We start from the raw sequence: 14,609 nt of genomic DNA, 5'->3' as shown, positions 1-14,609 counted from the left end.
GGAACGACACGCTAAAAAACTTTTGCTTGCCAAAATCCTTTAAACGCAGCACTCTCAGCGCGTTCGGGCATTTTGCGAGCATGGGAAGTCCTTAAGTATTTGCGCGCCGGGAACGCTAATATTCCGGTCAGCCGGTTCCAAAAATGGCGGGCGAAAGTCCTGCCTGGAACAGGCCGAGGTAGAGGGGACCTTTTTCTCACATTTCAAGAATTGCCTGCCAACACCTCCCGCAAGGAGGCAATGCTATGATGCTGCCCGTGTGGATGGCGGGCAGAGAGAAAAGGACCTGACGCATGGCAGAGACTGGCACTGTAAAATTCTTCAATACCGACAAAGGCTTCGGCTTCATCAAGCCGGACCGGGGCGGCGCCGATATCTTCGTTCACATTTCTGCCGTTCAGGCCTCCGGGCTGGCCGGTCTGACGGAAAACCAGAAGGTAAGCTTCGACACGGAGCCGGATCGCCGCGGCAAGGGCCCGAAGGCCGTCAATCTGCAGATTGCGGGCTGAACCCTTAACGGCTGTCAAATTCGAGTTGAAGCCCGGCAGCAATGCCGGGTTTTGTCGTTCAGCCTTCGTTCAGCTACAAATCGATAGGACTGTCACCATCGAGAAAGGAACCGGCGTTCGGTTCCCTGGATTGGGATTTATGCTTATGAACAGGCTCGCCAAGACTCTTCTGCTGACGGCAACGGCTGCCGCGCTCACTCTCTCCGCCATTGGCGAAGCATCGGCACGCGACCGCCACTGGCGCCATCATGACGGCAACGACGCGCTCGTCGGCGGTGCCGTCGGCCTCGCAACCGGCCTGATCGTCGGTTCGGCCATCGCCAACGCCAATAACGGCCCGGTCTACGAAGAGCGCCGCTACATCGACCCGGCCTACGAGCCGGATTATTATGAGCCCGCTCCGGTCTATCGCGCCCCGCGCCGAGTCTATGCCGAGCAGCCGCAATATTACGAGCCGGTCCGCACGGCGGTGGAACCCTGGTCGCCGCAATGGGAGCGTTACTGCTCTTACCGCTACCGCTCTTTCGATCCGCGCAGCGGCACCTATATCGGCAATGACGGCCGCAGCCATTTCTGCACTGCCGGCTGAATTCGCCATCATCCCTGATGCCAAGCGCCGCTCTTCAGCGGCGCTTTCTTTTTGTCGATCCCTCAACTGGTCCTCTCCCGCGTCCGCTTTCTCGACATTGCCCACCCCGCACCATATCCACGTGGCCGGGGAAAAATATTTCTACAAAGTCCATAGAAATAGACGTTATAGGTTTCTCGCCCCTCACCAGTGCTCGTAGGTTATCTCGAGCTATCGATGGCAATGGTACGGAGAGGAATAAGTTATGGGCGTGTTTCGTTCGGCGATGATCGGTGTCGCGATTGCTTTGGGGCTGGGCCTGTCATCGGCTGGCGCGGCCGATCTTTCAGAAATCAGGATCGACTGGGCGACCTATAATCCCGTCAGTGTTCTTCTGAAGAAGGAAGGCCTGCTGGAAAAGGAATTCGCCAAGGACAATATCAGCATTCGCTGGGTACAATCCGCCGGCTCGAACAAGGCGCTGGAATTCCTGAACGCCGGATCGATCGATTTCGGCTCGACAGCGGGTGCGGCAGCACTGATCGCGCGGGTCAACGGCAATCCGATCAAATCCATTTATGTTTATTCGCGTCCCGAATGGACGGCTCTGGTCACCCGCGCCGATAGTCCGATATCCACCGTCGAGGATCTGAAGGGCAAGACGATCGCGGTGACGCGCGGCACCGATCCGCATGTCTTTCTCGTCCGTGCCTTGGCGGATGCCGGCCTGAAACAATCGGACGTGAAGCTGGTGCTGCTGCAGCATGCCGACGGCAAGCTGGCGCTTCTGCGTGGCGATGTCGATGCATGGGCAGGCCTCGATCCGCTGATGGCGGCCGCCGAAGTGGACGACAAGGCGAAGCTCTTCTATCGCAAGCCGGAAAACAACAGCTGGGGCGTGCTCAATACGACCGAGACATTTGCCGCCGAACATCCCGACATCATCAAGCGCGTCGTCGCCGTCTATGAGCAGGCACGGGCCGAGGCGCTGGCCGATCCTGCAGCGCTCAAGGCGGCGCTGGTGGAGGCGGCAAAACTGCCGGACAATGTCATCGCCAAGCAGCTGGAGCGGACGGACCTCTCGCAACCGACGATCGGCGACCTGCAGCGCGACACGATCTCGAAAGCGGGTATCGCCTTGCAAAGCGCCGGCGTCCTGCCCGCCGACGTCGACATTGCCAAAATCACGAACGAACTGATCGACGATCGTTTTGCCGTCGGGAAAACCCAGTAACAGAGCATCGACAATCGCGATGACGGACTTGGCCGAAACCGGTATCAAGACGGAAACAAGGACGCCGCGCCCGGTCGCGGCTTCGATCGTTTATGGCGTGAGCAACCGGATGGCGGTGGCCGTTCTGCTGCCTGCGCTCGGCCTCTTGTTCTGGGAGATTGCGGTCGCGGCCGGCTGGTTCTCAGGCCGTCTCATGCCGCCACCATCCAGGGTCGCAGCGACGCTATGGGCGCTCTTGAGGTCCGGCGAATTGCTCGACCATATCGGCATTACCACCGTCCGGGTGTTCTTCGGATTTGCGATCGGCGCCGCCACGGCCACGATCGCCGGCGCCATAACGGGATATTTCGGTCTTGCTCGCCGACTGATCGATCCGTCGCTTCAGGCGCTCCGCTCCATCCCATCGATCGCCTGGGTGCCGCTCTTCATTCTCTGGTTCGGGATCTTCGAGACATCGAAAGTGGCGCTGATCGCCGTCGGGGTGTTTTTTCCGGTCTATCTCGGCATCTCCGGCGCGACCCTGTCGGTTGATCGCAAGATTGTCGAGGTCGGCCGCATCTTCCGGCTTTCCGGTTTCGCACTGGTGCGGCGGGTCATGCTGCCTGCGGTCTTTCCGGCCTATGTGACTGCCTTGCGATCCGGCCTCGGCCTCGGTTGGATGTTCGTCGTCGCAGCGGAATTCATGGGCGCTTCGGAGGGCCTCGGCTATCTCCTCGTTGATGGCCAGCAAATGGGCAAGCCGGACCAGATCATGGCTGCCATCATCACCTTCGCGGTCGTCGGCAAGTTGACGGACAGCCTGTTGCTTGCGGCGACGGCACCCTTCCTGACCTGGCAGGATAGTTACAGGCGGGAGGGATGAGCCGATGCTGACGCTGCGAAACTTGGAAAAAACCTATGCGAATGGGGTGCGCGCCCTGGAGGGATTCTCGCTCGGGCTGGCTCCGGGAGAAATCGTCGCCGTCATCGGCGGATCCGGCTGCGGCAAGAGCACGTTGCTGCGATTGATCAGCGGTCTCGACATTCCCACGCAGGGAACGGTCGAGCTGAATGGCGAACTGGTCACCAAGCCGCATCCGCTGATCAATCTCATCTTTCAGGAGCCGCGCCTCTTCCCTTGGCTCAGTGTTGCAAACAATGTCGGCTTCGGCCTCGCCGAGCTCGAAGGTGACGATCGCAGACAGCGAGTGGAGGCCGCATTGGAAAAGGTCGGCCTCGGGACATTGGGCGGGCGCTGGCCGAAGGAATTGTCTGGCGGCCAGGCCCAGAGGGTGGCAATCGCCCGCGCGCTGATCACCCGACCGGAAGTGCTGCTGCTGGATGAGCCTTTTTCCGCGCTCGATGCCTTCACGCGCGCCGATCTGCAGGATCACCTGCTCGACATATGGGCCGAAACGCGCCCAACGCTCGTGCTGGTGACGCATGATATCGACGAGGCGCTCGTCCTTGCCGACCGGATTATCGTGATGCGACCGTGGCCGGGGCGCATTCTCGAGGAGATCCGCATCGATCTGCCGAGGAAGCGCGATCGGGCATCGGCCTCGTTCGAAGCCGTAAAAAGACAGCTGCTCATGTCGCTCAACGTATCGCTGCAACCCAGTTGATATGCTGCCCACTTGGCACTGGTCTGTTAGGCCGGGATGCGGATCGTTGCCCTTAGTCCACCAAGCGGGCTGTCGCTCAGCGTGACGTTGCCACCATGGCTGCGGGCAATGTCGCGGGCAATCGCAAGCCCGAGCCCGGTCCCCGATGCGTCGAGATTGCGCGCCGTATCCAGCCGGAAGAATGGTTTGAACACGTCCTCACGATTCTTTTCGGGAATGCCCGGCCCGTCATCGTCGAAGATGACCGTCAGCCATTTGGCATTGTGCTTGGCCTCGATGTCGAGGCGGTCGGCATAACGGCGCGCGTTCGAGGCAAGGTTGGTCACGAGACGCATGAAGGCGTTCGGCCGGACCGATATGTCGTCATCGCCTTCGATCGAATAGCTGAATTTTTTGCCGTGCAGGGCGAAATCGGATTCCAGCTTCGCAAAGATCTCGCTGAGTTTCAGCTCGCCGACATCCTCTTCGACCTCGCCGCGGGCGAAGGCCATGTAGGCCTCCAGCATAGTCTGCATATCGTTGACGTCGTCATTCAGCCCGTGCAGGTCGGGATTGTCTCCGGCGAGCGCCAATTGCAGCTTGAAGCGGGTGAGGATGGTTCGCAGATCATGGCTGACGCCGGAGAGCATCGCGGTGCGCTGCTCGATCTGCCGCTCGATCCGCTCGCGCATCAGGATGAAGGCAAGGCCGGCGCGCCTGACCTCGTCGGCCCCGCGCGGATAGAAATTATCGGGTTTCTGCCCCTTGCCGAAGCTTTCGGCCGCTCGCGCCAGCATCAGGATCGGCCGGATCTGCCCGCGCAGGAAAAGGATCGAGATGCCGATCAGCACCAGCGACGTACCGACCATCCAGACGATGAAGATATGGGTGTTCGAGGCATAGGTCTGACTGCGCTTGGTCAGCACCCGCAAGATCTTGTTTTCCAGCTTGATGCGGATCTCGACGAGGTTCGAATTGCCGACCGTGTCGATCCAGAAAGGCCGGTGGATCTCGTCGGTGATCTCGTCGCTGAGGATGCCGTCGAGGATCGAGAAGAACGGCTTGACGCGCGGCGGCGGCAGGTCGCCATCCGGCTCGATCGAGATCTGCAGGCTGAGCTGGTCGCGGGCGATGCGGATGATCTCGCTGTAGTCCGAATTCTGCGGATAGGTCTCGATGATCTCGATGATCGCGGCAATGTCGCGGGTGACGGCAAGCGACAGCCGCTCGGTCACCATCTGCCAGTGGCGCTCCATGAAGACGGCCGCGACGACGGATTGCAGGAGCACCATCGGAATGATGATGATCAGCAGCGAGCGCGCGTAAAGTCCGGTCGGCAGCCGGCGGCGCAGCCAGCGGACGATCCAGCGCCAACCCTGCGCAGGAGTGCGGTCTTCCCGCCGCAAGCTGTCGATCGTCACCATCAGCGCCGGTCCCGAACCTTGAGTTTAGTCGATGCTCAGCCTGTATCCGATGCCGCGCACCGTCTGCAGCCAGACCGGATTGGCGGGATCGTCCTCGATCTTGCGCCGCAGCCGGTTGATCTGCACGTCGATCGTCCGCTCGCCGACTTCGGTGTCGTTGCCGATCAGTTCGTGGCGCGGGATCGTGTCGCCGGCGCGCCGTGCAAAGAGCAGCATGATCTCCTGCTCGCGGTCGGTGAGCCGGATCACCTCGCTGGCCTTCTTCAGCTCCTTGCGGGTCAGCGAGAAGGTGTAGGGGCCGAACATCACCTGTTCGATCTTCGGTCCCTCGCCGCCGGCATTTCGGCGCAAGATGTTGTTGATGCGCAGCACCAGTTCGCGTGGGTCGAAGGGCTTGGAAAGATAATCGTCGGCGCCTGCCTCGAGGCCTTCGATGCGATTGCCCGATTCCGCCAGCGCCGTCAGCATGATGATCGGTACGTTCTTGATGGCGCGAAGCCCCCGGGTGACGTCGATGCCGGATTCGCCGGGCATCATCACATCCATGATGATCAGGTCGAAATCGAGACCGGTGAGCTTGCGCTGCGCCTCGGCGCCATCGGCAGCGACGGTGACGCGGAAGCCGTTCTCGGCGAGATAACGATTGAGCAGCGCCCGGATGCGGGAGTCGTCATCGACCACCAGCAAATGCGCCGCATCGTCTGAAATACCTGTCTTGACCGCCATTCACTCCGCCCTCTGTCTGTCCCGCATCCCTCTGAGGAAAGCTTTTACGCCCTCCCGCACCTCCGCAGAAGCCCCTTCGAATGCCCGCTCAATGCGGCGCGATTGCGGCTCGGCAAGGGCAAGCGCCAGCTCTCGTCCCGATTTCGTCGGATAGAGCTTGCGCTGTCGCCGGTCTTCGGGGCCTGCGACCTGGCGAATATAGCCTGAATCGATCAGCTGTTTCAGCACCCTTGCGAGGCTCTGCTTGGTGATCTTCAGCGTATCGAGAAGATCGGCGACCGTCATGCCGGGATTGCGGTTGACGAAATGCACGACGCGGTGATGCGCCCGGCCGAAACCGCTCTTTTCTAGGATGGCGTCGGGATCGGAAACGAAGTCGCGATAGGCGAAGAAGAACAACTCGATGATCTCGAAATCTATAATATCGGTATCTTCCATCGGCGTGGCCAGCGGCTCTGGTTTGCCTGCTTTCGGGCCGGTCTGTCGTGACACTCGGCATTTCCTTTCTGTTTCCGCGCATAGGGAAACCTTCGCGAGGATATGTCAGCTTTATTGACATAAATTTGAATCGCGGCCAGCTTCCCCGAACTCTGCGGGAGCCCCGCACGGCCTCTCATGTCCCTGGCATTTCTGGAAACCAAGGCCGTCCGGCACACCGACGCAATACGCGAGTTCCCCTTCCGTCTGTGGATAAAACGTAATGGGGACAACAATCAACAGGCATGGCGCCCGCGGCGACCGTCGAGCTCCCGAAGCGCCAGGGGTTTAGGCATGCCTCGGTCCGATTGCCTGGCGCGAGACAGCAAGATGATGAACGTTTCGGCGCAGGCCAATCGCATCAACCGGAAGTTACCCCGGTTTCGGAAAGCGGTCCGTATCGCTTCACGCCGTCGATGATCTCCGAAGCGCTGACGAACGACTGTATGAAGGAGGTCTATCCGGCCGCAGTCGCCGCCGGATAAGAGCCTCACGCGATCGGTCCGGCCACTGCATAATTCCTCAAATCGGAACCGATTTAAGGATAAAATTACGCAGCCATTCAACGTGCTCCAGCAGCCTTTCCGCGTCCCAAAACAGGCGCGGCGCTGTCGGTAAACGTCTGCCGGGCCTTCTTTACCTGTGCGCCCGTGCCATGACCAGTCCGGCGAGCGTCGAGAGAATACCGCCGCCGATCAGGCCGCCGATGCCGTCGGCGAGCAGGCCGGTCATAGCCGCTTCCCCGCCGACCATGCTGAGCAGCATGCCGCCGCCGACGCCGCCGATCGCGCCTGCGATCGTACGAGCGACGACATTGATCGCGTGCTGCTTCAAAGCGGCGCTCGCGGCATTGCCGCCGATTGCACCGGCTATCAATTGTGTGATGAGCGGAAGTAGCGCTTCCATGATTTCCTCCTCTGGCGATCTCCCCGATCGCCGATCCATGCCGAACCTTCGGCATATTAGGATTTTATCATATTTCGGAAGACAGCGTTAAGAAAATCAACCGATGCGGGATTAAGGCAGGAGAACTGCCCTGGAACGAGGCGGCCCGACGTTCCGCCTCGCCTCAGTTCTTGCCGATTCACGTCATTGATAGACGTAGACGATCCGGCGCGTACCGGGATCGACCAGCACCGGCCGGTCGTTGATCCTCGTATAGCGGTACTCATAGTCGGGGATCGTCTGGAAGGTGACATCGGCAGGCACTTCCGCGCCGACGACGACATCGCCGCCAAGTCGCACCGTCTCACCCGGATTGGTGTCGATATAGGTGCGAACCGTCTCCGGCGGAGTGATGGTCTCGACCGACCCGACGGGGCCGAGCAGTTCGTCGCCCGGCGCCGGCTGCGGCTCGGCCGGAACGACGCTTGCGGTCGACTCGTAGGTGACGGCGGGAACGCCGATCTCGGCACGATGCTCCTCGACGATAACGCGGCTGCCGCCATGATCGACCTGCAGATAATCGGCATAGACCCAGCCGCGCATGCCGTTGACGTCGACACGGCACCATCGGCTGCCTTCGATGCAGCCGTCGAGGACTGCGGTGGAGCCGCGGGTGGCAAGACCGACCGAGGGATATTGCGGGCCGGGGCCAGCGCGGACGTTGAGATCATCGACCGTCGTCGCCATCATCTCCGCCTGCGCAAGACCGGCGCTCGCTATCAGCACCGCGCCTGCCAGCAGAATGTTTCTCTTTAAGGTCATGTGAGCGTCTCCTTGGTTTCGATGGGCTGACAACGTGCGGGGTTCCACGATGTTCCCATGCGCTCAGCCCGGCGGAACATCGCCTCTATGAGAATTCCTGCAAGTGCCTTGAAAAATTGAATAAAACCCGATTTCTTCGCCTGATGACGATGACAAAAGCAGGTATAAACTCTTGTTGCAGTCTGTCTTTTTGCCGTGAGGCCGACCGTAAATGGGAGAAGATTCCGGCTGTCCTCGCCGTGGTTTCGGACTATACCCTGGATATCCGAGACACCAAGCGAGGCACCTATGGGCATGCTCCAGGCCGGCATTATTCCGGTGACACCCTTCCAGCAGAACTGCACGATCTTCTTCGATCCAGATACCAAGGAAGGCGTCGTCATCGATCCGGGCGGCGACGTGCCGCTCATCCTGCAGGCGATCGCGGAAAACGGGTTGACCATCAAGGAAATCTGGCTGACGCATGGCCATCTCGACCATGCGGGCGGCGCCAGCGAACTGAAGGAGGCCCTCGGGGTCGATGTGGTCGGCCCGCATCAGGACGATCTGCCGCTGCTGCAGCGGGTCGAGAGCCAGGCTGCGAAATACGGCATATCAGGATTGCGTAACGTCGTGCCCGACCGCTGGGTGAAGGATGGCGACAAGATCTCCTTCGGCGCCCACGAATTCGAGGTCTATCACACGCCCGGCCATGCCCCCGGCCACGTCATCTATTTCAACCGCGCGCAGAATTTCGCCCATCTCGGCGACGTGCTCTTCAACGGCTCGATCGGCCGCACCGACCTGCCGGGCGGCGATCATCAGCAGCTTCTTGATTCGATCCGCGACAAGGTGCTGCCGCTCGGCGACGACGTCGGCTTCATCTGCGGCCACGGTCCCGGCAGCCGCATCGGCGATGAGCGGCGAAGCAATCCGTTTTTGCGGGAAATCTGACCTAGTGGAGAATGGGCGGCGAAGCTGCGCTCCGCCCGCTCACATCATCTTCCGGCCGTTCGGCACCGGCTGCTCGACGGCCGCAAGCACGATCGCGCCGTTCTCGTCCTCGAATCCCAGCGTCAGCACTTCCGAGCGGAACGGCCCGATCTGGCGCGGCGGGAAATTGACGACGCCGAGCACCTGCCGGCCGATCAGGCTTTCCGGCATATAATGCACGGTGATCTGCGCTGAGGATTTCTTCGTGCCGATCTCAGGGCCGAAATCGATCACCAGCTTGATCGCCGGCTTGCGCGCTTCCGGAAAGGGGCTGGCCTCGATGATCGTGCCGACACGAATATCGACACGCTCGAAATCGGCATAGGTGATCTCTTCGGCCATGTCGTCTCCGTCAGCCGGCCAGTTCCTCGGCCCGCTTGCGCGCCGCCGCGAGTGCCGCGTCGAACAGAGGCTGCATGCCGTCCTCTGCCATCAGCACGGCGAGCGCCGCCGCCGTCGTGCCGCCGGGAGAGGTCACATTCTCGCGCAGCCGCGAAGCGCCGTCGGGGGACTGGTGCAAAAGTTCACCAGCCCCCGCGACTGTTTCCCGCGCAAGACGCATGGCGAGGTCCGCCTGCAGACCGAGTTTACGGCCTGCCTCCGCCATACATTCGACGAGATAGAAGACATAGGCCGGACCACTGCCCGAAAGCGCCGTCACGGCATCGATATCGGCTTCCGCGGGCACCCACTCGACAGGCCCCGAGACGCGCAGAAGGGAATGGACGCGCTCACGCTGCTGGTCGCTGACCGCTGAATTGGCAACGGCACCGGTGACGCCGCGCCCAACCATGGCAGGCGTGTTCGGCATGGCGCGCACCATGGCGGCTTTACCCAGATGCTTCTCGAGGAAACCGAGCGTCTTGCCGGCCGCGACCGAGACGACGACCGTGTCCGGCCCGATCGCACTCTTCACCGCCGGCAGCACCGTCTCCATCACCTGTGGCTTGACCGCGAGGAACAGCACGCTTGCCTTCAAATCCGCCGGGAGCGCGGTCACATGGGTGGCGCCAGCTTCGTTGATCGTCGCCAGCATCGCCGGCGACGGACCGGGATCGACGATAATGACGGCCGAGCCCGGGACGCCGCTTTTCAGCCAGCCGGAGAGCATCGCCCCGCCCATGTTTCCGGCGCCGATCAAAAGGACGGGATTTGTCGAGGAGAAACGCTTCGTCGGCATCTTATGCCTCGCCGACCGTTTCGAACAGCACGGCTTCCATCGCCTTCGTCGCTTCCATGCCGGACCAGACGACGAACTGGAATGCCTGGAAATAGGCTTCGCAGGTATCGAGCGCGCTGGAAAGCAGCACCTCCACCTGGCGGTTGGTGGGCTCTGCACCGCCGGCGAGCAGCAGCGACTGGCGGAAAATGACGACATCTTCCTGGCGCCAGAGATCGAAATGACCCATCAGCACCTGCCCGTTGATCGCCGAGAGCAGCTTGACCACCTCGTTGACCCTGATGTCGGGAACTTTGATATCGAAGGCGCAGCCAAGGTGCAGCGCCTCGAACTCCTCCATCCAGGAGAAGGAGACGTGATAGTCGGTCCAGCGACCCTCGACCGTCATCGCGATCTCGTCCTCGCCGGACCGCTCGAACGACCAGTCGTTGTTGGAGGCAACGTACTCGATCATATCGACCGGGTTCGACTGACGCTCGACTTCCAATTCCATCAGGTTCATGCAGCACCTTCTTGACCGGAACGAATGCGACTTAACTTGGTGTACGAACACAAGAAAGACACACGCAAATACCGGAAACCACCACTCGGATGATCGTTGAACCGCTGCCAGACTTAACGCAGATAACCTGCCCGGAGCTTACCAAGTCGCTTCGAATCATCATTTAAAATCAGTGTATAGCGCCCCTTGCCCCCTGCCAGCCCCCCGAACGGAAAATAGGACCGGCCACTGTGGAAAGGCTCTTCGAAATTCAATTCAGAAGGGAGAATAAGCGACTCTGCGAATTGGCTTTTTTGGCAGTGTCCACAGGTGGAAAACTCACCTGAATTTTTTGTGACAGATGCGGCATCTGCCAGGAAGACGTGCCGCACCTGCGTCATATCGGGACTTCAGTGCCCCTCGCCGGCAAGCTTCGCCTCGAGTGCCGCGATGCGGGCGGCGAGCGCCTCGTTCTCGTCGCGTGCCTTGATCGCCATCTCGCGCACGGCCTCGAACTCCTCGCGCTTGACGACGTCCATACTGTTCAGCCAACGCTCGGCCTGGGCGTTGAACGCGGTTTCGATCTCCTTGCGGACGCCCTGGGCGGCACCGGCCGCATCGGTCATCAGCTTGGCGAATTCGTCCATGATGCGGTTCGTTCCGGTCGTCATGGCGTTTTTCTCCCTTCGCATGAGGTGAATTCAGCCCTTCGGGGCCTCGAGGATTGAGGTAGGGCTTCACCATCGACGATGCAAGCGCTTTGCACGGGACAGGCCTCGGGAAGCGGCCGCAAACGGGCCATCACGAACAATGGACTTGACCGTCCGGGATCGCAGCGGCATGTTCCGCGCAACCAAACAGGTGGGAAAACCTTGCCGACAGCAGCCAATCTCCTTGCCATCATGCCTTTCCCGGATATCGATCCGATCGCCTTTTCGATCGGTCCGGTGGCGATTCACTGGTATGGTCTTGCCTATGTCGCCGGCATCCTGCTCGGCTGGGCCTATGCGCGCCGCATCGCCGCCAATGACCGTCTCTGGCCCGGCAACGTCTCGCCGATATCAAGGACGCAGCTCGACGATTTCATCGTCTGGGCAGCGCTTGGAGTCGTGCTTGGCGGTCGTCTCGGCTATATTTTCTTCTATGATCTCCCCGCCGTCATGCGCAGTCCCGTCCGTGCGCTCGAGATCTGGAACGGCGGCATGTCCTTCCATGGCGGCCTGACCGGCACGACGATTGCCATGATCCTCTTTGCCCGCCGCAACGCCATCCCTATCTGGAGCCTGTTCGACATCGTCGCTGCTGTCGTTCCCTTCGGGCTGTTTTTCGGCCGCATCGCCAATTTCATCAATGGCGAGCTCTGGGGTCGATTGACCGACGTGCCCTGGGCCGTGGTCTTCCCGACCGGCGGCCCGTTCGCCCGCCATCCGAGCCAGCTTTACGAAGCCGGCCTCGAAGGCATCGTTCTGCTGCTGGTGCTGGCCGCCCTCGTCTATTTCATGCGGGCGCTGAAAAGCCCCGGTTTCATCACGGGTGTCTTTGTCTGCGGTTATGCGCTGTCGCGCATTTTCGTCGAATTCTTCCGCGAGCCTGACGCCCAGATCGGTTACCTCATCGGCACGAACTGGCTGACCATGGGCATGGTGCTCTCTTTCCCGATGATCCTGCTTGGCCTCTGGGCGATGCTGCGGGCCCGCCGCCAGGCTGCGCTGCAGCTCTGAAACGGCAGGACGCGCGACATGACCACCGCTCTAGGCGAAAAGATCAAGGCGATCATCCAGGCGAACGGCCCGATCAGCGTCACCGATTATTTCTCGCTGTGCCTCGCCGATCCCGAACACGGCTATTACCGCACCCGCGAGCCCTTCGGCCGTTCCGGCGACTTCGTCACCGCGCCCGAGGTCAGCCAGATTTTCGGCGAGATGATCGGCGTCTTCATCGTCCATGCGTGGCAGCGTCACGGCACGCCGGCCGACGTCCGCCTCGTCGAGATCGGCCCTGGCCGCGGCACGATGATGGCAGACATGCTGCGCGTCATCTCCCGCATCGCTCCACCGCTTTTCGACGCCATGACCGTGCATCTCGTCGAAACCAGTGAGCGCCTGCGCGACGTCCAGAGCCAGACGCTCGAACCCCACGGCGAGAAGATTTCCTGGCACGATGGCTTCGACGAAGTACCATCAGGCTTCACCTTGATTGCCGCCAACGAACTCTTCGACGCCATCCCGATCCGCCAGTTCGTCCGCATGCCGACGGGTTTCCGCGAACGCATGGTCGGCATCGACGCCGATGGCGAACTGACCTTCGCCGCCGGCGTCGCCGGCCTCGATCCCGCGCTTCTTCCCGAACCGGTGCAGAACGTGCCGGTCGGTACGCTCTTCGAGATCTCGCCGGCCCGCCAGGCGGTGATGATGGCGATCTGCGAGCGGCTGCGCGCCTTCGGCGGCACGGCGCTCGCGATCGACTACGGTCATCTCGTCACCGGCTTCGGCGATACGCTGCAAGCCGTGCGCATGCATGAATTCGACCCGCCGCTCGCCCATCCCGGTGAAGCCGATCTGACGAGCCATGTCGACTTCCAGCAGCTCGCCGAAACGGCGCTTGCATCCGGCGTCCATTTGAACGGCGCCCTGCATCAGGGTGATTTTCTGACCGGCCTCGGCATCCTTGAGCGCGCGGCCGCCCTCGGCCGCGACCGCGAGCCGCAAACCCAGCAAGTCATCCAGACGGCGGTCGAAAGGCTCGCCGGCGCCGGTGAAGGCCGGATGGGCGAACTCTTCAAGGTGATGGCGGTCTCCCATCCCGCCGTCGATCTCATGCCCTTTCGTCCGGTGGATTGACAGGGCGCACGCGGCTGGTTCAACATCCCAGCGAAACAAGAACTTGAAGCGCGCCGCATATGCGATGCGCTTGGGATAATAACAAACCCCTTAAAAACCCCGGAATCACAGATGCAGGACGCGGCCTCTCCCGCACCGATCGAAAGCACGCTGCTGAACGAAGCGGCGGGCAGCACCATCCGCCACGGTTATTTCACTCGGGCCGGCGGCGTTTCCGAAGGGCTGTATCGCGGCCTCAATGTCGGCCTCAGCTCCAGCGACGAACGCGACAAGGTCCTGGAGAACCGCCGCCGTGTCGCCGCCTGGTTCGACCTGCCGGTCGAGCGGCTGGCAACCGTGCATCAGGTTCATTCCCCCGATGTCGTGACGATCCGCGCCGACTATGACGGCGCCCGTCCCGACGCCGATGCGATGGTGACGGCAGCCCCTGGCATTGCGCTTGGCGTCCTCGCTGCCGATTGCGGGCCGATCCTCTTCGCCGACCCCGACAACCGCGTCATCGGCGCCGCCCATGCCGGCTGGAAGGGCACGCTGACGGGCGTGCTCGAAAATACCATCGCCGCCATGGAGGCGCTGGGGGCGGACCGCGGCAGCATCGTCGCCTGCCTTGGCCCCTCGATCAGCCAGTCAAGTTATGAAGTCGGTCCCGAGTTCGTCGAGCGTTTCGTCGCCGAAAACCCGGACGACGAGCGCTTTTTCGTGCCTTCCGCAACATCAGGCCACGCCATGTTCGACCTGCCGGGGCTGACCGTCGATCGACTGACGAAAGCCGGCGTGCGCGCTGAAAGCCTTGGCCTGTGCACCTATCCGGACAGCGAGCGCTTCTTTTCCTATCGCAGAATGACACATCGCAAGGAGCCGGATTACGGCCGCCAGATTTCCGCGATATCAATCAGGGAGACTTGAGC

The 14,609-nt window shown here is 61.5% G+C and carries 18 protein-coding genes; 9 read left to right on the top strand and 9 right to left on the bottom strand.

Annotated elements, in window-relative coordinates; all coding sequences use genetic code 11:
* Nucleotides 1-293 precede the first annotated feature (293 nt).
* The 5 genes from ACMUVN_RS01210 to ACMUVN_RS01190 all read left to right on the top strand — a co-directional run bounded on the left by ACMUVN_RS01210 (nt 294) and on the right by ACMUVN_RS01190 (nt 3,915).
* Nucleotides 294-509 carry a cold-shock protein gene (locus tag ACMUVN_RS01210; protein WP_003561293.1) on the top strand — a complete coding sequence of 72 codons (216 nt, stop codon included), beginning with the start codon at nt 294-296 and terminating at the stop codon, nt 507-509.
* Nucleotides 510-648: 139 nt separating this feature from the next.
* Nucleotides 649-1,098, top strand: coding sequence for a BA14K family protein (locus ACMUVN_RS01205; RefSeq protein ID WP_174824439.1), 450 nt, complete (start codon nt 649-651; stop codon nt 1,096-1,098).
* A gap of 244 nt (nt 1,099-1,342) precedes the next feature.
* Nucleotides 1,343-2,311 carry an aliphatic sulfonate ABC transporter substrate-binding protein gene (locus ACMUVN_RS01200; protein ID WP_183904856.1) on the top strand — a complete coding sequence of 323 codons (969 nt, stop codon included), beginning with the start codon at nt 1,343-1,345 and terminating at the stop codon, nt 2,309-2,311.
* A 19-nt stretch (nt 2,312-2,330) separates the two neighbouring features.
* Nucleotides 2,331-3,173: an ABC transporter permease gene (locus ACMUVN_RS01195; protein WP_254959000.1), complete on the top strand. Its 843-nt coding sequence runs from the start codon at nt 2,331-2,333 to the stop codon at nt 3,171-3,173.
* Nucleotides 3,174-3,177: 4 nt separating this feature from the next.
* Nucleotides 3,178-3,915: an ABC transporter ATP-binding protein gene (locus ACMUVN_RS01190; protein WP_183904854.1), complete on the top strand. Its 738-nt coding sequence runs from the start codon at nt 3,178-3,180 to the stop codon at nt 3,913-3,915.
* Between the two features lie 26 nt (nt 3,916-3,941).
* Here ACMUVN_RS01190 and ACMUVN_RS01185 read toward each other — a convergent pair whose 3' ends face one another.
* The 5 genes from ACMUVN_RS01185 to ACMUVN_RS01165 form a co-directional block, all read right to left on the bottom strand.
* Nucleotides 3,942-5,318, bottom strand: coding sequence for an ATP-binding protein (locus tag ACMUVN_RS01185; protein ID WP_063474541.1), 1,377 nt, complete (start codon nt 5,316-5,318; stop codon nt 3,942-3,944).
* A 24-nt stretch (nt 5,319-5,342) separates the two neighbouring features.
* On the bottom strand, nt 5,343-6,044 hold the full coding sequence (locus ACMUVN_RS01180; RefSeq protein ID WP_018073989.1) for a response regulator: 702 nt from the start codon (nt 6,042-6,044) through the stop codon (nt 5,343-5,345).
* Nucleotides 6,045-6,536, bottom strand: coding sequence for a MarR family winged helix-turn-helix transcriptional regulator (locus tag ACMUVN_RS01175; RefSeq protein WP_047611199.1), 492 nt, complete (start codon nt 6,534-6,536; stop codon nt 6,045-6,047).
* A gap of 621 nt (nt 6,537-7,157) precedes the next feature.
* Nucleotides 7,158-7,427: a hypothetical protein gene (locus ACMUVN_RS01170; RefSeq protein ID WP_047611201.1), complete on the bottom strand. Its 270-nt coding sequence runs from the start codon at nt 7,425-7,427 to the stop codon at nt 7,158-7,160.
* Between the two features lie 183 nt (nt 7,428-7,610).
* Nucleotides 7,611-8,228: a DUF1236 domain-containing protein gene (locus tag ACMUVN_RS01165; RefSeq protein ID WP_047611204.1), complete on the bottom strand. Its 618-nt coding sequence runs from the start codon at nt 8,226-8,228 to the stop codon at nt 7,611-7,613.
* 288 nt (nt 8,229-8,516) lie between these two features.
* Between ACMUVN_RS01165 and ACMUVN_RS01160 the strand changes: the two genes are divergently transcribed.
* Nucleotides 8,517-9,161, top strand: coding sequence for an MBL fold metallo-hydrolase (locus ACMUVN_RS01160; RefSeq protein ID WP_414814806.1), 645 nt, complete (start codon nt 8,517-8,519; stop codon nt 9,159-9,161).
* 39 nt (nt 9,162-9,200) lie between these two features.
* Here ACMUVN_RS01160 and ACMUVN_RS01155 read toward each other — a convergent pair whose 3' ends face one another.
* From ACMUVN_RS01155 to ACMUVN_RS01140, 4 genes are all read right to left on the bottom strand, one after another.
* Nucleotides 9,201-9,542: a tRNA-binding protein gene (locus ACMUVN_RS01155; protein ID WP_063474537.1), complete on the bottom strand. Its 342-nt coding sequence runs from the start codon at nt 9,540-9,542 to the stop codon at nt 9,201-9,203.
* 10 nt (nt 9,543-9,552) lie between these two features.
* A complete protein-coding gene (proC, locus tag ACMUVN_RS01150; RefSeq protein ID WP_414814805.1) occupies nt 9,553-10,380 on the bottom strand; it encodes a pyrroline-5-carboxylate reductase in 828 nt (275 codons plus the stop codon).
* A gap of 1 nt (nt 10,381) precedes the next feature.
* Nucleotides 10,382-10,882 (bottom strand): YbjN domain-containing protein, encoded by a 501-nt coding sequence (locus tag ACMUVN_RS01145; RefSeq protein WP_003541709.1) that lies wholly within the window; start codon nt 10,880-10,882, stop codon nt 10,382-10,384.
* A gap of 389 nt (nt 10,883-11,271) precedes the next feature.
* On the bottom strand, nt 11,272-11,532 hold the full coding sequence (locus ACMUVN_RS01140) for an accessory factor UbiK family protein (protein WP_009997186.1): 261 nt from the start codon (nt 11,530-11,532) through the stop codon (nt 11,272-11,274).
* A 201-nt stretch (nt 11,533-11,733) separates the two neighbouring features.
* Between ACMUVN_RS01140 and lgt the strand changes: the two genes are divergently transcribed.
* The 3 genes from lgt (at nt 11,734) to pgeF (ending at nt 14,607) form a co-directional block, all read left to right on the top strand.
* Nucleotides 11,734-12,582 carry a prolipoprotein diacylglyceryl transferase gene (gene lgt, locus ACMUVN_RS01135; protein ID WP_414814804.1) on the top strand — a complete coding sequence of 283 codons (849 nt, stop codon included), beginning with the start codon at nt 11,734-11,736 and terminating at the stop codon, nt 12,580-12,582.
* 18 nt (nt 12,583-12,600) lie between these two features.
* Nucleotides 12,601-13,701 carry a class I SAM-dependent methyltransferase gene (locus ACMUVN_RS01130; RefSeq protein ID WP_414814803.1) on the top strand — a complete coding sequence of 367 codons (1,101 nt, stop codon included), beginning with the start codon at nt 12,601-12,603 and terminating at the stop codon, nt 13,699-13,701.
* A 111-nt stretch (nt 13,702-13,812) separates the two neighbouring features.
* A complete protein-coding gene (gene pgeF / locus ACMUVN_RS01125) occupies nt 13,813-14,607 on the top strand; it encodes a peptidoglycan editing factor PgeF (protein WP_414814802.1) in 795 nt (264 codons plus the stop codon).
* Nucleotides 14,608-14,609 lie beyond the last annotated feature (2 nt).

This window comes from Rhizobium sp. IY2 (assembly GCF_047532935.1).
GTDB lineage: Bacteria > Pseudomonadota > Alphaproteobacteria > Rhizobiales > Rhizobiaceae > Rhizobium > Rhizobium anhuiense.
The sequence above is the reverse complement of the archived record's forward strand: the minus strand, read 5'-3'. Positions and strand labels throughout refer to the sequence as shown.